Below are 19,656 nucleotides of genomic sequence, written 5' to 3'. Positions count from 1 at the left end.
TTCGATTGGTCCTACGACGCCCGCCGTACGGACGCTGCGTGGTTGGGGTGAGAGCGCTGGACGACGTCGAGACTGCTGCGGACCGCCCACGCCTTGAGCAGGGCCGACAGCACGCGGCTCTCGGCTTCCGGGCTGATCAGGTCGGCGATCTTCGCCTGGCCGATGACCGCGAAGACCAGCGTCGGCGGTTGCCGCGCCATCACCGCGAGATCACCGCGCCAGTCGTGGTGCAGCCGGAGCAGCCGGGCCGGCCGGCGTTCCTGATCCGGCCAGATGTCACCGAGCCGCTGACCTTGCAGGGCCGGCGAGCGGTGGGTCAGCAGAAGCTGGACGAAGTCCGGGATCGAGGCCTCGAGCCGCTCCAGTTCGGTACGCCGCTCAGCCGGCAACTCGCCGGTCGGATAGAGCTGCTTCCAGGTCTGCCGCATCGCTGCCCACTGCGGGGCGGGATAGATGGCCTCGCCGATGGCCGCACTGAGCAGAACCCGTAGATAGGGAACCGGATGCGGATCACCGCCGGACGGACGGAAGACGAAGAAGGACGGCAGGCTGACGACCGCGAGCAGGCCGACGGTCGAGGTGATTCCGAGCTTCCCGACCGACCAGCAGTCCGCGACGATCTCGCTGATCCAGTGGTTCCAGGTCGGCCAGCACCCCTTCGGGTCCTGACGCGCCGCCCGGACCAGGTCGGCCCGGAGCGACTCCACCAACTTCAGTTGGGCGGCGCCCTGATGCCCCACCTCGTGGACGAGCGAGCTGGCGATACCGCTGCCGACCATTCGTTCCCGGGGTACGCGGATGATCGCGACCGGGTTCGACGCACCGCCGGGCAACCGCGTGCGGGCCCGTCGGATCGCCGCACCCGGACCTCTCGCGAGATAGCAGACGGCCGGGTCCGGCTCGTAGCCGTCCAGGTCGAGTCGCAGCGCGTCGCGGGCCAGCGTGTCGAGACCCGAGAGCCAGACACCCGTCTCGTGCTCGCTGCGTTGGGTGATCACCTCGGTGAACAGGTCGAACTGGGACAGCACGTCGTTGAAGCCCAGCCGGATCAGGACGAAGCGGCGCTGCTGCTCCGCCGCACCCGCACCGCTCCCCCGCCCGTGGAGCCAGTCGAGATAGGCCCGAACCTTCTCCCGCAGCCGGGTGCGGCCGGCGTGCAGGAAGCGCTCGATCGCCAGCTGCGCCTCGTACGGCAGGGCGGCGGCGAGCACCATCGTCTCGTGCAGAGCGAACGGCCGTACCTGGTCCAGACGGGCCAGTAGCCCGCGCGCCTCGTGTTCGAGCAGGCGGGTCGCCAGTTCTCCGGGGGCGGCCATCAGATGCTCTCAGGCACCCAGCAGGACAATGCGGTTACCGCGCCGGACCCACCGGCCGGACGTCGCCCGTGAGCTGCCGGAAGCACTGCTGGGCTGCCGGGTCTGCATTCCGCCCGCTTCCGACTCGCCGGATTCGTAGTCGTCTCCGTGCCACCATTGGTCGGGTTCGTCGCCGTAGTCGCCTCCCGAGTAGTCGCCACCGCCGTACCAGGGCACGGGCTCGGCGTACTGGAACGGACGCCGGGACCGGCCACTCGACCGGCGCCGCGACCGCCAGGGCGACATGCCCTGATCGGACGTGAGCAGGCTGGGGGCATAGCGCCTCGCGGCGCTGATGCCGGCGGCCCGGACAACTGCCCTGGTCGGCACGTTGCGCGGTGCCCGCGAGGCATTGGCGTACGCGCCGCGCGCGAAGCGGACATAGCGGCTCGCCGCCTCCCACTCGGCCTCGACCTCGCCCATCGCTTCGGCTTCCTGCGCCTCGAGCAGGCCACCCGCCATCGAGCCCAGCTTGGCGCCGATCGCGGTGCCCGCACCGGGCAGGACCAGCGAACCGAGGGCGCCACCGACAGCGGGCAAGGCGGTCTTGGCGACATTCTTCAGTACGCCGCCGAGCGCCTTGCCGATCGGCGACTTGATGAACGCCGACGCCCCTTTCATCACACTGCTGGCCAGCTTGCCGAGGAACTGGTCGAGCTCCGCCTCGGTGGTGATCTCCATCAGTTCCTGGACGAGCTCCGCCTCCATCGCCTCGGCTTCGCTCTCCTGGCTCTCGCCCGCTTCCCACTCGGACTCGGCCTCGCCGGAGTACTCGTAGCTCTCCCCCGGGATCTCAAACGCCGTCTCGTACATGCCGGTTTCCTTCCGTTGTCGGCTGTCTCATGCGTCGAACACGATGATTCGATTGCCACGCCGGACCCAGCGGCCCTCCCTGCCGTGGCCGTGGCCCGCTGGTCCCGGGGGCCGGATCAGCCCGGGAAGGTGTCGCTGCGCGGCCGCGGCGGCGGCCTGCTGGGCGACCTGACCGAGCGGCTGACCAGGGGCCGCTTCGGCTACCCGGTCGGCGGTCTCGTCGGCGAATCGGACGAAGGCCCGAGCGACCTCGTACTCCTCGTCCTCCGCGGACAGACCTTCCGTCTGCAGCCCGAGCTTGCCGACCGCCTGTCCCAGGTGCGGCAGAGCCTGCTTCGCGACCGATTTCAGTACGCCGCCAACCGCCTTGCCGGCATCGGATCCGGCGAAGCCGCGGGCCGCGGTGAGTGCGCCGCTGAGCAACTTGCCGAGGAACCGGTCGAGCTCCGCCTCGGTCGTGATCTCCAGCAGTTCCGAGGCCAGCGCCAGTTCACGTTCCGGTGGCTGCCCGAACTCCTGGTACTCGTCGTGCTCGCCTTCGCCGAAGGCTTCGGACTCGAACAGCGCCCGGTCGATGTCGTGCATGGAGGTCTCCTTCTCCGCGTGGACTCACCTCACCTACTGCACAATTCGTGCCAACTCCGTGGAGCGCAGGCAGGCGGGAGCAACCGAAGCGCCCTTCGTTCCGGCGCCCGGCCAACTCCGCGCGGGCGAAGTCAGCTTCGGCGCAGTCCACCAGCGGCGATGCCCAGCTCGGCCCGGTACTTCGCAACCGTCCGGCGAGCGACGACGTGCCCGCCGTCTGCGAGTGCTCGACACAGCTGGGCATCGCTGAACCGGCCAGTGGTTGCCAACTCCACGAGCCGGGCCTTGATCGCCACGGCACCACCGAGCAGATCCGCGAGTGCGATCAGCTTGCCGTCGGGACGCCGTACCGTCTTGCCGGTAACGCAGCGGCTGACCGTCGACGGATGCAGCCCCAGCTCGTGCGCGACGGCAGTCCGGGTGAGCGGGACATGCGCCGCCACACCTCGCTCGAAATAGCCGGTCTGACGATTGACCAGGTACGTCGCCACCCGCCGGAGCACGCCGCTTCGGATATCGATCTGGCGCAGCAGACCCTGAGCGGCTCGTTCGTGGTCGGCAAGCCAATCCGACGCGGCCGCATCTGCGCGCACCGCGGGCTGCACATCGGCCACGCGCAAACCGAACCAGGCGCTGTCCGGAACCTCGACCGCGAGACCGCCCGCCAGCGTGCGATCGACGAATACGTCCGGGAATCCAGCCGGCTCGGGCGATCGCTCGGCAACCTCGACACCGACCATCGGCCGCAATCGAGTGCGCACCAGCCGAAACCCTGCGCGCACCGCCTCCGGTGAGATCCGCAAAGCCTGTACGACGGCCGCCACGTCATCGCCGGCGACGGCCTGCAGATGATTCCTGACCAACTCGACGAACCATGACTCGGCGTCGCCAGTCGCCACGAGTTCGCGAGCCTGCACGAGCAACAGGTCGCCAACCGAGGTTTCCGCGACTCCAACCGGACCGGCCACCTTGATCGCCCGAATCGCCTCGGCCACCAGGCTGGGAGCGAGATTGTGCAGCACCGCAAGGCGTTCTGGCTCGGCATCGAGCAGGCCACGGCCGGTCAGGTGCGCGATGACGATCGGCAACGCAGTGCGGCAGTCCGACCTGACCTCGCAGGCGGCTGCCGCCTCCAACGTGTCGAACGGCATGACCGCTGGATCAGGAACGTCGTACCGGAGCAGGCCTGCGCACCGCGGACACCTGCTCGTGCTGCGATAGCAACCGCAGCTCGGGCAGGGCGACGCCGGCGATCGCTCCAGCATCGGATTGTCGATGAGCGCGCGCTCGACGGCACTGGTGAGGGCCTCGTGGCCGAGCGGCACCAACCGCAGAGCCTGCAGCAATCCCGGCACAGCGCGCAGCTCGGCCCGAGTACGAAATTCCAGCCCCACCGCCGGCGACCCCACCTTGCAACAGTAGGTACCGCCCACCTCTGAGACGAGGGGCTGAGGTCTTCAGACGACGTTCAGTGCTTTCAGCAGCATGGGGAGCGAGGTGTGGAGTTCGCGTTGCCAGTAGGGCCAGGCGTGGGTGCCGGGGCCGTAGAAGTTGGTGGTGAGGTGTTTGGCGCCGGCTTGGGTGAGGGCTGCGGCCAGCGCGTGGTTCTGGCGGTTGAAGTCGGCTTCGAGGGCGTCGGTCTTGCCGGGTGAGTCGAAGGGGCCGGCGGTGCCGTCGCCGCAGGCGAGGTAGACGGGGAGCGACTTGAGTCTGTGCGCCAGGTAGTAGGGGTCGTGCGCTTCCCAGATGTCTCGCTGCGCCACGGGGTCACCCCAGACGCGGAGCGGGTCGCCTCCCTGGCCGCCGAAGAAGCCCATGATGCGGTTGACCGACTCGCTGTTCAGTAGCGGGTGGGCCGATCCGGAGTACGCCGCCGCTGCGCGGAACATGCCGGGGTGGCGGGCGGCGTACAGGAGTGCGCCTTGGCCGCCCATCGACAGGCCGGCTACAACGCGGTTGCTGCTGGCACCCCAGCCGCGCTCGAGCAGTTGGCGTAGTTCGACGGTGTGGAAGGTTTCCCAGGCGGGATCGCCGCCCGCGCCGTGGTTCCACCAGTTGCTGTACCAGCCGTTCCAACCGGCCTCGGGCATCACGACGAGCACCTTGCGAAGGCTCTCGATCTTCGCGATGTCCGTGCCCGACCAAGCCGTGTAGTCGCCGCAGCAACCGGCGAGCAGCCAGAAGGTCGGCCAGTGCTGACGGCGGTCCGCCGGGTTCCACCCGTCCGGTGTCAGCAGCCGCACCTTGACCACGCGATTGCCCAGTGCGGGCGACCGGACCGAGAGATCCGTCAGCCGCTCCCCCACCGCGGTGACCCCGACAACCTCGGCACGGCCGGACACCGCCTGCGCAACCGGTACGGCGTACTCGGTGGTGGCGGTTGCCGGAGCGAGCGGCAGCCAGAGAAGCAGGGCGAGAGCGAGTCCTAACCGTCTGATCCACGACCGTGCCATCGGGTTTCACCTCTCAGGGGCGGGGAGAGCGAATAAAACCAACGCTGTTCATTAAACAGGCCGCCGGCGGATCTCACCACTCCCCCGCTGCACCAGCGTCGGCTCGAGTACGACGTGCTTCGGCGGCGCGGTGTCGCCGGCGAGACGAGTGAGCAGGAGCCGACCCACCTCGGCGCCGATGCGCTGGACGTCCTGCCTGATGACCGTCAGGGCAGGCTCCACCAGGTCCGCCATCGGGAAGTCGTCGAAGCCGACCAGCGCGACCTGATGCGAGAGACCTGCCGACCGGAGCGCCCGTACGGCGCCGATCGTCAGGATGTTGCGTCCGGTCACGAAGGCGGTGGGCGGATCGGGCAGGGCCAGGAGCCGGGTGACGACCTGAGTCGCCTCGAGCTCGCCGCGGACGCTGGGAACGAGGAGTGCCGGGTCGCCGGGAAGCCCCGCAGCATGGAGAGCCGCCCGATACCCGGCGATGCGTTCATGAGCGGTCTCGATCTCTTCGAGGTCACTGAGCATGGCGATCCGGCGATGCCCACCGGAGATCAGGTGCTCGGTGGCAAGCCCGGCGCCGCGGCGGTTGTCGACGGTCACCGAGTCGCAGTCGACACCATGCGGGCGACGGTCGACGAAGACGATCGGCAGGCCGGCGCGCTGCTCGCTGACGAGATATTCATGGCGGTTCGAGGCCGGCATCAGCACCAGCCCGTCGGCGCGGCGGGCAACCAGGTCGGCGACGATGCCACGCTCGCGATCCGGCTCTTCGTCGAGACTTGCCGCGAGTACGGACAGACCCGCCGAGCGCAGCGAGTCCTCCAGAGCCCGCAACAAGCCGGCCGAGAAACTGTTGCCGACATCCTGGAGCAGCGCACCGACGATGCCAGAGCGAGAGTCTTTGCGGCGCAACGTGCTGGCGCCGAGGTTGTGCCGGTAGTCGAGCCGCTGCGCGGCCTGCAGGACACGCTCGCGCACTTCGGTCGAGGCGCCCGGCTCCCCGTTCACCACCCTCGACACCGTTTTCGCGCTGACCCCGGCCAGCAGCGCCACGTCCTTCATGGTGGCCCTGGCCGGCCGCTCACGGTCCCCGGAGCCGGGCTGCGTCAACGTTGTCGTCACGATCGCAGTATTTCCGATCGACCTCTTGACCACAAGGCCCGCACAGTGATCCTCTGTTCTACGTCAACGTTGACGTAAGGATATTTTCTCCGCTGCCCCGGGAGGGCACTCATGCGTTTCAGCACTCGCGCGGCACGCCTCGGCGTCGCCTGCGCCGCACTGACCGGACTGCTGGCCCTCGCGGCCTGCGGTGGCTCCGACGGCGGCACTGCCTCGTCGACCGACAAGATCGGCGTCTCGCTGATCACCAAGGACTCCAGCAACCCCTTCTTCGTCGCGATGCAGAAGGGCGCCAAGGAGGAGGCCGCCAAGAACAACGTCGACCTCACCGTCGCGTCCGGCAAGGCGGACGGTGACGAGCAGGGGCAGGTCCAGGCGATCGAGAACGCGATCGCGCAGGGCCAGAAGGGCATCCTGATCACCCCGAACGGCCCGGGCGTCAACAGCGCGATCAAGAAGGCGCGCGACGCCGGCATGTTCGTGATCGCCCTCGACACGCCGCCGGACCCGGCCGACACCGTCGACATCACCTACGCCACCGACAACTTCGAGGCGGGCAAGCTGATCGGTCAGTGGACCGCGAAGCAGCTGGGCGGCAAGCCGGCCACGATCGCGCTGCTCGACCTGTTCAACGACAAGGTCGTCTCGGTGGACTACAACCGCGACCAGGGCTTCCTCACCGGCCTCGGCGTCGACACCAAGGACGCCAAGAAGAACGGTGACGAGGAGAAGACCGGCTCGTACGGCGGCGGCTCGTACACGATCGTCTGCAACGAGCCGACCCAGGGCGCGGAAGACGGCGGCCGCTCCGCGATGGAGAACTGCCTGACCAAGAACTCCAACATCAACGTCGTCTACACGATCAACGAGCCGGCCGCGGTCGGCGCCTACAACGCACTCAAGGCGGCCGGCAAGACCGATGGGGTCCTGGTGGTCTCCGTCGACGGCGGCTGCGCCGGGGTGAAGTCGGTCAAGGACGGCGTCATCGGCGCGACCTCGCAGCAGTACCCGTTGAAGATGGCGGCACTCGGCGTCGAGTCGATCGCCAAGATCGCCCGTGGCGGCGAGAAGCCGAAGAACAGCGACGGCCTCGACTTCTTCAACACCGGCGTCGCCCTCGTCACCGACAAGGCCGCTGAGGGAGTCACCAGCATCGACACCACCAAAGCCACTTCACTGTGCTGGGGATGAGATGACCGCACAAACCACCAGTCCAGGCGCGGCCGCCAAGGAGCTGGCGCGCCGCGAACACACCCTGAGCCAGCGGATCCAGCATCTGCTGCACCAGCATCCCGCGCTCAGTCCAGCCATCATCCTGCTGCTCACCGTGGTGTGCTTCACCATCGTGAACAGCCGCTTCTCCAACCCGGCGGCGCTGTCGCTGCTGGTTCAGCAAACCGCTGTCATCGCGGCCCTCGCGGTCGGCCAGACGTTGATCATCCTGACCGCCGGCATCGACCTGTCGGTCGGTGCGATCACGATCCTGTCCACGATGGTGATGGCGACCCTGGCCGCCGAGAACGGCTGGCCGGCCGGCCTCGCACTGATCGCGGGCGTCGTCCTCGGGCTCGCCGCCGGCGTACTGAACGGGCTCCTCGTGACGCGGATCGGCCTACCGCCGTTCATCGTCACGCTCGGCACGCTCAGCATCTTCACCGCGATCGCCCTGCTCTACTCGGGCGGTCAGAGCATTCAGAACAACCGCCTGCCCGACCTGCTCAACTGGACCGGCGAGGGTTTCGCGATCGGGCGGTTCCGGGTCACGACCGGCGTACTGATCGTCATCGCCCTGTACGTCGTGGTCGGGTTCGCGCTCAGCCAGACCTCCTGGGGCCGGCACGTGTACGCCGTCGGCGACGACCCGGAGGCCGCACGACTCAGCGGTGTCCGGTCCAGACGAGTCCTGTTCAGCGTGTACGCCGTGGCCGGGCTCATCTACGGAATCGCCGGTTGGGCCCTGATCGGCCGCGCCGGTGCGGCCAGCCCGAACGCCATCGTCGATGCCAACCTGGACAGCATCACCGCGGTCGTCATCGGCGGCACCAGCCTCTTCGGTGGTCGCGGCGGTCTGCTGGGCACGCTGCTCGGTGCCCTGATCGTCCAGGCATTCACCGTCGGACTGTCGCTCGCCGGCGTTGACGCGCAGTACCGGCTCCTGGCGGTCGGCGTACTGGTCATCGTCGCGGTCTCGGTCGACCAATGGATCCGAAAGGTGCGCTCATGACTCTACGATTTGCCACGCTCCGCGCGGCGGGTCCTGAGGCCTGGTTCCCTTTCTTCCCTCGTCTCTCCAGTCGCTGCGCTCCCTCCGTTCCTCAGTCCAGAAAGGGGGCCTCATGACCGCTACAGTCGACAGTGCCGAAGCAACCAACCTCCGCGTGCCGATCCTCTCCGCCCGTGGCCTGGTCAAGACCTTCGGCCGGGTGGTCGGGCTCGACGGCGTCGACCTCGACCTGTACGCCGGGGAGGTGCTCGCGGTCATCGGCGACAACGGCGCCGGCAAGTCCACCCTGATCAAGTGCCTCACCGGCGCGCACATCCCGGACGCCGGGCAGCTAACCCTGCAAGGGAATCCGGTCTCGTTCCGCGGTCCACAGGACGCCCGGGCCGCGGGCATCGAGACCGTCTACCAAACCCTCGCGGTCGCGCCCGCCCTCGACATCGCCAGCAACCTGTACCTCGGTCGCGAGGAACGCCGGCGCGGTCCCCTCGGGTCGATCTTCCGGATGCTCGACCACCGCGGTATGCGCGAGCGAGCCACGGCGGCCGTGCGTGATCTGGGCATTCAGACAATCCAGAACATGCAGCAGACAGTCGAGACCCTGTCCGGTGGTCAACGGCAAGCCGTCGCCGTCGCTCGCGCAGCGGCCTTCGGCAGCAAGGTCGTCGTACTGGACGAGCCGACGGCCGCACTCGGTGTCAAGGAATCGAACCAGGTCCTCGAGCTGATCAAGGGCCTGCGCGAACGCGGGCTGCCGGTCATCCTGATCAGCCACAACATGCCGCACGTCTGGGAAGTTGCCGACCGCATCCATATCCAGCGCCTCGGCCGGTGCGCCGGCGTCATCACTCCCCAGTCGCACAGCATGAGCGACGGCGTCGCCATCATGACCGGCGCGACGACGCTCAGCTGATCGGCCGTAGCCAGGTCGGCGGTTCCGGGAACGGCCGGCCTAGCGCGATCAGTCTGAAGGCTTCCAGTTCACGAAGGTGAGCGGCGTGGAGCAGCGGTGTGATCGCGGCTCTGACGGCGGCGTTGCAGAGGCCTACGCCGGCCTCGTAGACCGGGTGGTCGTCCGGGGCCGGCGCATCGGGAGCGATGCCGAACTGGGCGCAGAGCGTTCGCGCGGAGGTCCGGGCGAACGACCGCACGGTGGCCTGCAGGGGTTCGTTGAGCAGCTCTTCGAGATCCCACAGGTCGCCGCGATCCGGGCCTCGCCCGCACGACAGCCTGTCGACGACGTTGCGCAGGGATTCGCGACGCCAGGCAAAGGTGGCGTGGTCGAGGGCGAAGAGTCCGGACTCGACGAGAGCTTCCACGGCCGGCCCGGCATCGTCCGCACCTGGATCCTGGCCGGCGTCTTCATCGACGACCTGGTCGATCCGGTCGCGCCATTCGACCGAGTGCGCACCCGTCGGCCACCCGTGCTGGAAGCTCACGCAGTCCTTGATGACCGGCCGGTCCTGCAGGAGCCAGGCGGCCTGCAGGAAGCCGGTCGCGGCGTACCAGACGACTGGCTCGACCCGGCCGAGCCAGTCTGCCAAGCGGAAGAACGCGTCTTCCTTGGAGCGGTCACAGGCGGCGGCGGTCGCCAGCTGGAGGACGGCGCGGCGCAGGCCCGGGTCGACAGCGTCGAAGAGATCGCGGCCCCACGCGTCCAGCACGGGTGAGTAGTTCCCCGGGCTCGTCAGCGCTTTGGAGTAAGCCTGGCTGAACGGGTGGACGACCTCAGTCCATCCCGAGACGCTGCTGGATCTCACGGAAGTGCGGGTGCACGTCGAAGCACTGGATGAAGTTGCCTTCCGGGTCCTCCGCGCCGAAGGTGAACCCCTTGCCCATGTCGAACACCTCGGTCCGCAGCGGGACGTCCCCGCGCGCCTTCCAGGTCTCGTAGTACTCCGCCGCGCTGTCGACCTCGAAGCCGATCATCACGCCGCCGCTCTGGTCGGGGATGTGGGCGACCGTCGGCCGGTCCGCCTTCTCGCGGGCGTTGAACAGGGCGATGCTGGAGCTGCGCTTCTTGGAGCGCAGCCAGGAGAAGTGTTCACCCCGGGAGAACTCGGCCACTTCCTCGAAGCCGAGCAGTTCGCAGTAGAAGGCCTTGGTACGTTCCATGTCGTAGGTCAGCAGGGTGACCAGATCCAGATGGGACATAACAGCTTTCCGCCAATCAGCTAAGGGTCATCGGGGGCGGCGCGCCGGTGTCGTGCTCTCCCCCACGTAGGTGGTGATCCAGTCGGTCAGCGGGGCGGCCCCGCTCCACACCTCCCGGACCTTGCCGGCCGCACCGGCCTTGTACATCCACGCCGCCTGCTCGAACTCCTTCACGACGACGGCGCCTTTCCACCGCAGGACGTCCTCCCGCGGGTGATCCTTCGGATAGCCGGCCGGGATCCGCTTGAACGGATCCTCGCGGCCAGGTCCGACGGTCAATCCCTTGCGGGCAAGGCGTTCGCGCAGCTCGTCGAACTCGGCTCCACTCGCCGCGTTGTCGATGGCGGCCCGGAACCGCTCCAGCTGGTCGCTCGCCATCACCATCGAGCCGCAGGCCAGCCGGATCGCGCCGGACTCGATCCGCAGGAAGTACCCGATCCCCCCGACCGCGCGCTCGCTGGTGGTGACCCCGACCCAGGTCTTGTACGGCGACTTGTCCTTCGAGAACCGTACGTCGCGGTTCGGCCGGAACGTCCGCAGCGGACCGAACTCGGATTCCAGGTCGGCCATCAGCGCCTCGACGGGCTCCCGAACCTCGGACTCCCAGGTCGCCTTGTTGGCGTCCCAGTAGGACTTGGAGTTGTCCTTCTCCAGCCCTTCCAGGAACGTGAACATCGCCCGCGGGAACCCGCCGAACCGGGTTGTCCTGCTAGTCGCCACTTCCGGTCACCTTCTCGTTGTAGTCGAGTGCTTCCTCGAGCCACGACGCCAGGGCCTTGTCGGACTCGACCTTCTCGGCCTCGACGACGACCCAGCCCTTGCTCATCTTGCGGCCGCGCATCACCGGCCAGTCCGCGCCGTCCCGCGTCAGCAGTTCCTCGACGCGGGACGGGTCGCACCGGATCATCAGGTCGCCGTGGGTGTTCGCGGTGGCGGTCATCTTGTCGTTGACCATGAAGGTCAGACCGCCGAACATCTTCACCTCGCGCACCGCCAGTCCCGCGAAGACATCGCGAATACGGTCGGCCAGATCCCGGTCGTACGCCATTGCACAATCCTTTCGTTCTGCCCTGGTGGTCAGGAGCAGGATGCTACGGAGTTCCGGTCGCCGCGGCGTGGTTCGTTCCGGGCGCGGCCGGCGCCGTACCGGGGACCGGTCCGGGCAGCCGGCCGCGCACCATGGTGGCGGCCGCGACGACGAAGGCGAGGATCGTCGCACCCGCACAGATGTAGAAGACGGTGTGGAAGGCGTCCACCATCGCGGCCGGTCCGCGCGCGGTGGAGTCGTCGGTCCGGCTGACCACGATCGTCCCCAGTACGGCGGCGCCCGCGGTGAAGCCGGTGATCCGCGTGGTGTTGATCATCGACGAGCCGAGGCCGGCCCGCTGCGGAGGAGTCGAGGCCATCACCGCCAGGGTCAGCGGTGCGAACATGCAGCCGATGCCGATTCCGACCAGCGCAAGCTTCCACCAGACGCTGCCGAAGCCCGAGGTGGGCTCGATGGTCGACAGCAGGAAGAAGCCGAGCGTGGACAGCAGCGCGCCGACCATGATCGGGATCCGCGGACCGGCCTTGCCCGCGATCCGGCTGGCCGGCGGCGACAGGAAGAAGATGCCCAGGGTCAGCGGCAGCAGGCGCAGACCGGTGGCGAGGGCGTCGTGCTGCTGCACGGCCTGGAAGTACTGCGCCATGAAGAACATGACACCGACGATCACGAACCCGAGCAGGGACGCGATCAGGCAGGCCGTCGCGAAGGTGCGATTGCGGAACAGCTCCAGCGGCAGCAGCGGCTCCTTGCTGCGCAGCTCCACCGCCAGGAACCCGCCCAGCAGGACGACGGCTCCGCCCAGCAGGGCAAGGATGGTCGGCGAGGTCCAGCCGTCACGCCCGGCCTCGATCAGACCGAGCACCAGGCAGAACAACCCGCCCGCCGCCAGGACCTGACCGGGCAGGTCGACGTTGCGGGCGGCCGGGTTCTTGGAGTCGATCAGCCGCGGTACGCCGAGCAGCAGCGCGATGATGCCGATCGGCACGTTCAGCAGGAAGATCGCCTGCCAGTTGAAGGACTCGATCAGGATGCCGCCGAGCAGCGGGCCGAGCGCGATCGAGACACCGGACACCGCGGTCCAGATCCCGATCGCCTTGGCCCGTCCGGGCGGATCGGTGAAGGTCGACACCAGCAGCGACAGGCTGCCGGTGCTGATCGCACCGGCGCCAAGTCCCTGCACGACCCGTCCGAGGATGAGCAGCCCGACCGACGGCGCAAAGCCGCACAGGGCCGATCCGAGCACGAACAGGACGAGGCCGGTGAGGAAGACCTTCTTCCGGCCCAGCCGGTCGCCGAGGGTTCCGGCGGTCAGCATCAGCGCCGCGAACGGCAGCGTGTACGCGTCCACCGTCCACTGCAGCTGGGACAGCTCACCGCCGAGATCCTTCTGGATCTCGTGCAGGGCCACGAAGATGATCGACCCGTCCAGGAGAACCATGAAGGATCCCAGACTGGTGACCAGCAAGGTCAGTAATCCGGTACGGCGTGAGGTGGTGTTCATTTCCCTGAGCTTTCGATGGGGGCTAACCGGCGACAGGTTCGGGCCGGTACTTGGGGAAAAGGCTGAGGAACTGCGGTGGAACCAGGAACGGGTGGACCTCCACCCGGTTCCAGACCTTGTTGAGGATGTAGGGCTCGTTCGCGAGCCACTCGTCGATCTCGGCACGGCTCTCGAAGTCGACGATCAGGACACCGCCGGCCATCTTCCCGGCGCCGTCGAGAATGCCGCCGCCGAACAGGAACGAGCCGTCCTGCATCATCTTTTCGCCGTTGGCCATGTGCGCCGGGCGCACCAGCATCCGGCGCTCGAAGGTGCCCGGCTCGGTGCCGTCGTACGCGATCACTACGTAGAGCATGGTTCGGTCTCCTTCTACTCGCCGGTGCGCTGTGCCCACACCGACACGGTGGTCGGTGTGTAGATGACGGTGTCCGAGGGCTGCTCGAGCTGGTCGAACGCGGCCTCGATCTCCTTCTGGCCCATCAGGCCGGCGGTGACGATCATCGGCGCCAGCTTCGCCAGGCTCATCGAGATCGTGGCGACCTCCGGCGTACCGGCCTGGACGGCGGTCAGCTGGCAGTCGGTGCCCAGCACCTTCAGCCCGGTACGGCGTACCGCCGGCAGCAGGTTCATCCCGTAGCCGGGATCGGCACCGCCGAAGTAGAAGAACGTCTCCAGTGCGGCCGCGGCCCGGGTGAGCAGCGGCGACGGCGGATAGACGCGCTGGATGCTGCGAATGTCGGCCTCCTCCACCAGGAGGTAGCCGCCGGGTTTGAGCGCGCGGGCGAACTCGCCGATGACCCGCTCGCGGTCCGCGAGGTGCATCAGCAGGATCTTGCAGTGCACGAGGTCGTAGGCGCCCTCCTCCAGCGGAGTGGTGGAGATGTCCTGTTCGCGGATCTCCAGGTTGGGTGCGCTGATCCCGTCCATGAAGGCCGGGTCGATGTCGATGGCGTGGACCTTGCCGAAGTGGCCCACCCGGTTCGAGAGCCACTGGGCGATCGAGCCGGCGCCCGCGCCGACCTCGGCGCAGATCCAGCCCTCCCGCACGCCGATCTCTTCCAGGTAGCGGATGGTGGCCGGGTCGGTCAGGGCGGCGATCCGCTCCAGGCGGGTCTTCTCGGGGTCTGTGGTGGCTTCGGTCAGCTGCGGCACGATGCTCAACTCCTCTGGTGGGTTGTTCGCCGTCAGAAACCGGTCCGGAAGAGCTTCGGCACCTTCATCGCGAGCATCATGTCGCCCTTGACCTTCAGCTTCCCGGTCATGAACGCGCGCATGGCGTCCTGCCGGCCCTCGGCGATCGCCATCCAGGTGTCGCCGGTGGTGGTGAAGGTCGTGTCGGGCGCGTCGACGCCGCCCGGGATGAGGCGGCCCTGGCCGTCGGTGATCTCGAAGGCCCACACACCCGGGTCCTCATCGGTGATCTTCCATTGCAGGGTCCGGTTCAGACCGGCAGCGGCAGCGCTGTCGAACCGGGTCGAGAGGGCTTCGAAGAGTTCTCCGACGGTCATGGTCATGGCCTTGCTTCCTTCCTCCAGGTCGTCACGACCTCGAGCGCACACGGCGCGCCTCAAGGATGACGGTAGGACCGGTAACTTCCGGCTGGCTTACTCGACGTGTTAGTCGGTTCGACTCAGGTGTTACAGGCCGGGCCGGCGAAGTACTCGCGGTTCACCGCGAGCGCGTCCGCCCACTCGTCCGGTACTTCGTCCTCGGGGTAGATCGCCTCGACCGGGCAGGCCGGCTCGCAGGCGCCGCAGTCGATGCACTCGGTCGGGTCGATGTACATCTGCTCGTGGTCGGCGAACTCGGCCCTGTTCGGGCTCGGGTGGATCGCGTCGGCCGGGCAGGCGTCCCAGCACGCGGTGTCCTTGCTGCCGACGCAGGCTTGCGTGATCACGTAGGTCATCAGACTGCCTCCGCCAGCTCGAACTCCGCCGTCAGGCCCATCAGCGCCGACAGGTTGGCCGGCGCGAAGAACTCGTCCCAGGGAACGGTGTTCTGGATGACGCCGAAGAACTGGTTGATCGCGTCCTGGTTGCCGCGCATCGCCGCCAGGACGTCCTGGAATCCGTCGTCGAAGGGCTCCATCGCCGCGTGGTCGACGATGAAGTCGTACAGCGGTTTGAGCGCCTGGTTGCGCTTGTACTCGTAGGTCCGGAGCGCGGTCTCGATCGGCTTGCGTCCGGAGAAGCCGGCGTCGATCGCGTCGGCGAGCAGCTCCGCGTCGCGGAACGCGTCGGTGATGCCCTGGGCGGTGATCGGGTCCTTGTGCACCCCCGCGTCACCGACCAGTGCCCAGCCGGGACCGTACGGCCGCCGGAAGAAGTTCGGCCGGTTGCCCGCGCCCTTCAGCTTCTGCACCAGCCGGCCGCCGGCCATCCGGGCGCCCAGATCCGGAGCGATCTCGTTGACCGTCCGAACGTACCCAGCGTGCGCGTCGGTCTTGAAGTCGGCGAAGTCCCGCTCGGGCCGCTCGATGAAGATCGCGGCCTCGTGGTGGTGGGTCGGGAACGCGATCACAGTGGATCCCGGCCGGGTGAAGAACTCCAGCCCGGCGAGCTCGACGTTCTCCCAATAGGTGTAGTACCCGAAAGCCTTCGGCGGTACGACGAAGTACTCGGGCGCATCGACCGTCTCGGCGACGACCGAGCGCAGGCCGTCGGCGCCGATCACGATCTTCGCGTGCTCGGTCACCATGATCCCGCTGGACCCCTTACCGCGGATGCCGACCACGCGGTCGCCGTCCATCAGGACCTCGCGCACCGAGAAGCCCTCCCGGACGACGGCGCCGGCCGCGGCGGCTGCGTCGACCAGCATCTTGTCGAGCACGGTCCGCTTCGGCGCGTAGATCGCGCCGAACCCGTCCTCGTCCGGGTACGGGAACCCGGTGAGCGTGAAGTGCCCGTACCGCGGGAAGTCCAGATCGAGCACGATGTTGCGCACCGGCGGGCAGCCGGACGCCTCGAGCTGGCCGAGCATGCCCCAGCGCTTCAGGTAGGCGCTGCCGTCCACGGTGATCATGTGGGTCGAGACGGTGTCGCTGGGGAAGGTGGCGCGATCCAGCAACAGGACCCGGTACCCCTTCTTGGCCAGCAGCATGGCGGTCGGAGCGCCGGCGACCCGGGCGCCGATCACGATCGCGTCGTACATGGCGGTTCCTTTCGATTAGGCGGCGAGCTTGCACTCGGTACGCCGGCGCCAGATCTCGTAGACCGGCTCGACACTGATGACTGGCAGGTCGTGCGCGGCCTCCTCGAGTGCGACGGCCGCCTCACGGCCGTCGCGGCCGCAGTAGATCTGGCACGCGAGGTCGGTGTGCGCGGCCTGGTTGCCGGCGTGCTCGCGGCCCCACGCCGCGGTCGCGGCGCCCCGGGCCAGCTGCGGCTGGAACAACCGCATCCGGTCCAGCAGCGACCGCAGTTCGTCCGGTTCGGCACCGCCGCCGTACGCCGACGCGAGGCCGACACCACTCCACAGGTCGGCGTGCCGCGCCACCTGGAAGCCCGCGATCTGCTGGACCACGCGATCTACCGAGGCCCCGCTGGAGAACCACAGCGCCCGGCCGACGCCCTGGTCGAAGAACCGGCGGCCGTAGTGCGACAACCGCGTCGGTACCGCGTGCTGGTCGACGTACTTGCTGCGCCGGAAGAACGCCTCGTGGAAGCCGTAGCCATCAGCCGTAACCCAGCCCAGCAACGGATCCAGGCCGGCCAGCTTGGCTTCCGGCGTACGGCGAAGTCGCGCGTAGGCGAGCCCGACGCCGACATAGACCGGGTAGATGTGAGCGGCCCCAGGTCCCTCGACAAACTCGTTCAGCCGGTTCTTCCACGGAGCCACCGCGTCGAGCGCGGCCAGCCCCATCCCGGCGCCCTCGTACGCGAAGCCCCGGAACTCCGGCTCGACTGCCTCCAGCCGCCGCTCCAACGACGACAGCCGCGGATCCTCCAGCGTCGCGTGATAGCCCTCCATCAGGTTGATCGCCACCGGCGCGAAGCGGTCCCACGCCGCCGGCGCGAACCCTGGACGGGAGAACACCGCCTTGGCCGACGGAATCCCGAACATCCGCCGCCGAACCCGCCCCACCGCGCTCACGCCCCCACCTCCGTCGCAGCCGGCCGGACAACCGGCGTACGGCTCCAGACAGCGCCGATCTGCCGTCGCCACAGCTCGTACGCCGGCTCCGGGCCGTCGTGGACAAGCCCCAGACCGGCCTGGTGGGCGATCGCAGCGACCGCGTTCGCGTCCTGGCCCCAGATCACGTCGCAGGCCAGGTCGGTGTGCGGGGCGTGCTGGCCGGACTGCTCGCGGAAGATCGACGCGATCGCGGAACCGATGGCGAAACTGCTCTGGTGGCGGCCGGAGGCGGTGAACAGGGTCTCGATGGCACCCCGGTCCAGCACGCCGGCGGCGTACGCGCAGGCCAGGCCGATACCGCTCCAGATGTCACCCTGCCGGTCGGCCGGGAAGCCGTTGATCGTGGCAATGATCCGCTCGACGTTCGCACCGGTCGAGAACCACAGACTGCGGCCGACACCTTGATCGAACCCGCGCTTCGCGTAGCCGCGGACCGACCTCGGTACCTGGTGCTTCTCGACGGTCTCCTGCCAGGCGAAGAAGCTCTGGTAGAAGCCGTAGCCGTCCATCACCAGCCAGCGCAGCAGCGGATCCTGCTGGGCGAGGAACCGCTTCGGGCTGATCGGGACCCGCGGGAGCACGAGCCCCGCGCCGATGTAGATCAAGCACCGGTACGGCGCTCCCGGGCCGTGGATGAACTCCGGCAGCCGCTTCTTGAACGGGAACAAGCTGTCCAGCAACATCAGCCCCATGCCCGCGCCTTCGTAGGCGATCCCGCGCAGCTCGGGCTCGATCGACTCCAGGTGCGGCACCAGCACGCTGTGCCGCGGGTCGTCGAGGGTCGTGTAGAAGGTGTCGACCAGCGTCCGGGCGACCGGCTCGAAGGTGAGCCAGGTCTTGTCCATGTCCTCCTGGGCGCCGAACCGCTCGGCGGCCATCTTCGGGAACGCCTCCGCGGACAGCGGGAAGACGGGCTTGAGCAGCTTTCCGAGTGGCAGTCTCATCGTTCCGCTCCCCTGGTCGCCGGCGCGAGCACCGCCGGTACGTTGCTGTCGGCAACCACCGACGGAGCGTCGGCGGTCTCGGACGCGGGGCGGAAGCGGCCGTAGAACTGCTGGAACAGCGGCGTCGCCATCAGGGTCGTGATGATCGCCATCATCACCAGGATCGTGAACAGCGTCGGCGTGATCAGGCCGGCCTGCAGCCCGATGTTGAGCAGGATCAGCTCCATCAGGCCGCGCGCGTTCATCAGGCTCCCGATCGCGAGCGCTTCGCGCTGCGGTTCCTTGTTCAGCCGCGCCGCGATGTAGCACGCACCGCCCTTGCCGAGGACGGAGGCGGCCAGGACGACCAGGCCGATCACGAGCAGGCCGACGCTGTTGACCAGCCCGATCTGCGTGTTGAGACCGGAGAAGACGAAGAACAACGGCAGCAGGAAGTTCGTGACGAGCGGTTCCAGCGAGCGGCGTACATCGGTCGCGACCACACCGCGCGGCATCGCCACCCCGAGCACGAACGCCCCGAAGATCGCGTAGATCCCGACGAAGTCGGTGAACCAGGCCGCGCACATCAGCAGCATCAGGATCACGGCCAGCATCGGCGAGCTGACGCCGCCCTGCCGCTCGGCCCGCTGCCCGACGTGGCGCGCCAGCAGGCGCCGGCCCACGGTGAGGACGGTGAGGACGTAGAACACCCCGCCACCGATGGCCAGGACCGCGATCATCGGGTCGTGCTTGAACACGGCGAGGACGATGGCGAACAGGCACCACGAGATCGCGTCGTCGGTCGCTCCCGCGGCCAGTGCCAGGGTGCCGAGCGACGTACCGGACAGCTTCCGTTCGAAGATGATCCGGGCCAGCATCGGGAACGCGGTGATCGCGATCGCGGCTCCCATGAACAGCATCGCCTGCCAGGTCTGCACCCCACCGGCGAAGAACTTGCCCTCGTCCCGGACCAGCAGCAGCGCGACCAGGCAGCCGAGGACCAACGGCGTGGTGACTCCCGCGAGCGAGATCGAGATCGCGCTCGGCACCCGGTGCTTGATCAGGTTGGTGTCGAACTCCAGACCGATCAGGAACATGTACAGCACCAGCCCGATCTGGCTGGCCGCGTAGATGATCGCCATCGACGGCCCTTTGGGAAACAGTTCCTGTTGCCAGTGCGGCGCGAGCAGCCCGAACAGCGACGGTCCGAGCAGGACGCCGGCGATCATCTCGCCGACGACTTGTGGCTGGCCGATCTTGCGGGCCAGCAGACCGACCAGCCGGCAGACGGCCAGGATGATCGCGAGCTGTAGGAAGAAGTGAATGGCCAACTCTGATTGCGTCATGTCGGATCCC

The 19,656-nt window shown here is 68.2% G+C and carries 21 protein-coding genes and 1 pseudogene; 3 read left to right on the top strand and 19 right to left on the bottom strand.

Annotated elements, in window-relative coordinates:
- Positions 1-11: 11 nt before the first annotated feature.
- The 6 genes from ABZS29_RS20965 to ABZS29_RS20940 all read right to left on the bottom strand — a co-directional run bounded on the left by ABZS29_RS20965 (position 12) and on the right by ABZS29_RS20940 (position 6,319).
- On the bottom strand, positions 12-1,316 hold the full coding sequence (locus tag ABZS29_RS20965) for a hypothetical protein (RefSeq protein ID WP_355463937.1): 1,305 nt from the start codon (positions 1,314-1,316) through the stop codon (positions 12-14).
- Positions 1,317-1,325: 9 nt separating this feature from the next.
- Complete coding sequence (locus ABZS29_RS20960; protein WP_355463936.1) at positions 1,326-2,168, bottom strand: hypothetical protein; 843 nt, start codon at positions 2,166-2,168, stop codon at positions 1,326-1,328.
- 27 nt (positions 2,169-2,195) lie between these two features.
- The gene (locus ABZS29_RS20955) at positions 2,196-2,753 is read right to left on the bottom strand and encodes a hypothetical protein (protein ID WP_355463935.1); all 558 of its coding nucleotides are present in this window, start codon (positions 2,751-2,753) and stop codon (positions 2,196-2,198) included.
- A gap of 131 nt (positions 2,754-2,884) precedes the next feature.
- On the bottom strand, positions 2,885-4,162 hold the full coding sequence (locus ABZS29_RS20950) for a hypothetical protein (RefSeq protein ID WP_355463934.1): 1,278 nt from the start codon (positions 4,160-4,162) through the stop codon (positions 2,885-2,887).
- Positions 4,163-4,210: 48 nt separating this feature from the next.
- Complete coding sequence (locus ABZS29_RS20945; protein WP_355463933.1) at positions 4,211-5,206, bottom strand: alpha/beta hydrolase family protein; 996 nt, start codon at positions 5,204-5,206, stop codon at positions 4,211-4,213.
- 51 nt (positions 5,207-5,257) lie between these two features.
- The gene (locus ABZS29_RS20940) at positions 5,258-6,319 is read right to left on the bottom strand and encodes a LacI family DNA-binding transcriptional regulator (protein WP_355463932.1); all 1,062 of its coding nucleotides are present in this window, start codon (positions 6,317-6,319) and stop codon (positions 5,258-5,260) included.
- Between the two features lie 111 nt (positions 6,320-6,430).
- Between ABZS29_RS20940 and ABZS29_RS20935 the strand changes: the two genes are divergently transcribed.
- The 3 genes from ABZS29_RS20935 (at position 6,431) to ABZS29_RS20925 (ending at position 9,453) form a co-directional block, all read left to right on the top strand.
- Positions 6,431-7,510, top strand: coding sequence for a substrate-binding domain-containing protein (locus tag ABZS29_RS20935; protein ID WP_355463931.1), 1,080 nt, complete (start codon positions 6,431-6,433; stop codon positions 7,508-7,510).
- 1 nt (position 7,511) lies between these two features.
- Positions 7,512-8,543: an ABC transporter permease gene (locus tag ABZS29_RS20930; RefSeq protein WP_355463930.1), complete on the top strand. Its 1,032-nt coding sequence runs from the start codon at positions 7,512-7,514 to the stop codon at positions 8,541-8,543.
- Positions 8,544-8,655: 112 nt separating this feature from the next.
- A complete protein-coding gene (locus tag ABZS29_RS20925; RefSeq protein ID WP_355463929.1) occupies positions 8,656-9,453 on the top strand; it encodes an ATP-binding cassette domain-containing protein in 798 nt (265 codons plus the stop codon).
- Here the strand turns inward: ABZS29_RS20925 and ABZS29_RS20920 are convergent.
- The 13 genes and pseudogenes from ABZS29_RS20920 to ABZS29_RS20860 all read right to left on the bottom strand — a co-directional run bounded on the left by ABZS29_RS20920 (position 9,446) and on the right by ABZS29_RS20860 (position 19,646).
- Positions 9,446-10,300, bottom strand: coding sequence for a hypothetical protein (locus tag ABZS29_RS20920; RefSeq protein WP_355463928.1), 855 nt, complete (start codon positions 10,298-10,300; stop codon positions 9,446-9,448). The two genes, ABZS29_RS20925 and ABZS29_RS20920, sit on opposite strands and share 8 nt — an antisense overlap.
- A complete protein-coding gene (locus ABZS29_RS20915) occupies positions 10,269-10,694 on the bottom strand; it encodes a VOC family protein (RefSeq protein WP_355463927.1) in 426 nt (141 codons plus the stop codon). Before ABZS29_RS20915 ends, ABZS29_RS20920 begins: the two co-directional genes overlap by 32 nt.
- Before the next feature lie 27 nt (positions 10,695-10,721).
- Positions 10,722-11,414: a DUF2461 domain-containing protein gene (locus ABZS29_RS20910; RefSeq protein WP_355463926.1), complete on the bottom strand. Its 693-nt coding sequence runs from the start codon at positions 11,412-11,414 to the stop codon at positions 10,722-10,724.
- Positions 11,404-11,742 (bottom strand): TfoX/Sxy family protein, encoded by a 339-nt coding sequence (locus tag ABZS29_RS20905; protein ID WP_355463925.1) that lies wholly within the window; start codon positions 11,740-11,742, stop codon positions 11,404-11,406. Before ABZS29_RS20905 ends, ABZS29_RS20910 begins: the two co-directional genes overlap by 11 nt.
- Positions 11,743-11,785: 43 nt before the next feature.
- Complete coding sequence (locus tag ABZS29_RS20900; RefSeq protein WP_355463924.1) at positions 11,786-13,243, bottom strand: MFS transporter; 1,458 nt, start codon at positions 13,241-13,243, stop codon at positions 11,786-11,788.
- A 22-nt stretch (positions 13,244-13,265) separates the two neighbouring features.
- A complete protein-coding gene (locus ABZS29_RS20895) occupies positions 13,266-13,598 on the bottom strand; it encodes a YciI family protein (protein WP_328993734.1) in 333 nt (110 codons plus the stop codon).
- A gap of 14 nt (positions 13,599-13,612) precedes the next feature.
- Positions 13,613-14,395: a methyltransferase domain-containing protein gene (locus ABZS29_RS20890; RefSeq protein WP_355463923.1), complete on the bottom strand. Its 783-nt coding sequence runs from the start codon at positions 14,393-14,395 to the stop codon at positions 13,613-13,615.
- A 32-nt stretch (positions 14,396-14,427) separates the two neighbouring features.
- A complete protein-coding gene (locus ABZS29_RS20885) occupies positions 14,428-14,757 on the bottom strand; it encodes an SCP2 sterol-binding domain-containing protein (protein ID WP_355463922.1) in 330 nt (109 codons plus the stop codon).
- A gap of 167 nt (positions 14,758-14,924) precedes the next feature.
- Positions 14,925-15,149, bottom strand: a pseudogene (locus tag ABZS29_RS20880) (ferredoxin family protein); the annotation flags it as partial.
- Positions 15,149-16,393, bottom strand: a complete 1,245-nt coding sequence (locus ABZS29_RS20875) for an NAD(P)/FAD-dependent oxidoreductase (protein ID WP_355463921.1) — start codon at positions 16,391-16,393, stop codon at positions 15,149-15,151. The gene ABZS29_RS20875 and the pseudogene ABZS29_RS20880, both read right to left, overlap by 1 nt.
- 15 nt (positions 16,394-16,408) lie before the next feature.
- Positions 16,409-17,335, bottom strand: coding sequence for a DUF1702 family protein (locus ABZS29_RS20870; RefSeq protein ID WP_355463920.1), 927 nt, complete (start codon positions 17,333-17,335; stop codon positions 16,409-16,411).
- Positions 17,332-18,321, bottom strand: coding sequence for a DUF1702 family protein (locus ABZS29_RS20865; protein WP_355463919.1), 990 nt, complete (start codon positions 18,319-18,321; stop codon positions 17,332-17,334). The genes ABZS29_RS20870 and ABZS29_RS20865 overlap by 4 nt, the downstream gene beginning before the upstream one ends.
- Positions 18,318-19,646, bottom strand: a complete 1,329-nt coding sequence (locus ABZS29_RS20860) for a cation:proton antiporter (RefSeq protein ID WP_355463918.1) — start codon at positions 19,644-19,646, stop codon at positions 18,318-18,320. The genes ABZS29_RS20865 and ABZS29_RS20860 overlap by 4 nt, the downstream gene beginning before the upstream one ends.
- Positions 19,647-19,656: the final 10 nt, after the last annotated feature.

Source organism: Kribbella sp. NPDC005582 (assembly GCF_040605415.1).
Lineage (GTDB): Bacteria > Actinomycetota > Actinomycetes > Propionibacteriales > Kribbellaceae > Kribbella.
This window is presented reverse-complemented; position numbering and strand designations above follow the sequence as displayed.

Coding starts and splice junctions, on each gene's coding strand:
- ABZS29_RS20965 (WP_355463937.1), bottom strand. CDS start 1,316: ATGGCCGCCCCCGGAGAACTGGCGACCCGCCTGCTCGAACACGAGGCG.
- ABZS29_RS20960 (WP_355463936.1), bottom strand. CDS start 2,168: ATGTACGAGACGGCGTTTGAGATCCCGGGGGAGAGCTACGAGTACTCC.
- ABZS29_RS20955 (WP_355463935.1), bottom strand. CDS start 2,753: ATGCACGACATCGACCGGGCGCTGTTCGAGTCCGAAGCCTTCGGCGAA.
- ABZS29_RS20945 (WP_355463933.1), bottom strand. CDS start 5,206: ATGGCACGGTCGTGGATCAGACGGTTAGGACTCGCTCTCGCCCTGCTT.
- ABZS29_RS20935 (WP_355463931.1), top strand. CDS start 6,431: ATGCGTTTCAGCACTCGCGCGGCACGCCTCGGCGTCGCCTGCGCCGCA.
- ABZS29_RS20930 (WP_355463930.1), top strand. CDS start 7,512: ATGACCGCACAAACCACCAGTCCAGGCGCGGCCGCCAAGGAGCTGGCG.
- ABZS29_RS20925 (WP_355463929.1), top strand. CDS start 8,656: ATGACCGCTACAGTCGACAGTGCCGAAGCAACCAACCTCCGCGTGCCG.
- ABZS29_RS20915 (WP_355463927.1), bottom strand. CDS start 10,694: ATGTCCCATCTGGATCTGGTCACCCTGCTGACCTACGACATGGAACGT.
- ABZS29_RS20905 (WP_355463925.1), bottom strand. CDS start 11,742: ATGGCGTACGACCGGGATCTGGCCGACCGTATTCGCGATGTCTTCGCG.
- ABZS29_RS20900 (WP_355463924.1), bottom strand. CDS start 13,243: ATGAACACCACCTCACGCCGTACCGGATTACTGACCTTGCTGGTCACC.
- ABZS29_RS20895 (WP_328993734.1), bottom strand. CDS start 13,598: ATGCTCTACGTAGTGATCGCGTACGACGGCACCGAGCCGGGCACCTTC.
- ABZS29_RS20885 (WP_355463922.1), bottom strand. CDS start 14,757: ATGACCATGACCGTCGGAGAACTCTTCGAAGCCCTCTCGACCCGGTTC.
- ABZS29_RS20875 (WP_355463921.1), bottom strand. CDS start 16,393: ATGTACGACGCGATCGTGATCGGCGCCCGGGTCGCCGGCGCTCCGACC.
- ABZS29_RS20865 (WP_355463919.1), bottom strand. CDS start 18,321: ATGAGACTGCCACTCGGAAAGCTGCTCAAGCCCGTCTTCCCGCTGTCC.
- ABZS29_RS20860 (WP_355463918.1), bottom strand. CDS start 19,646: ATGACGCAATCAGAGTTGGCCATTCACTTCTTCCTACAGCTCGCGATC.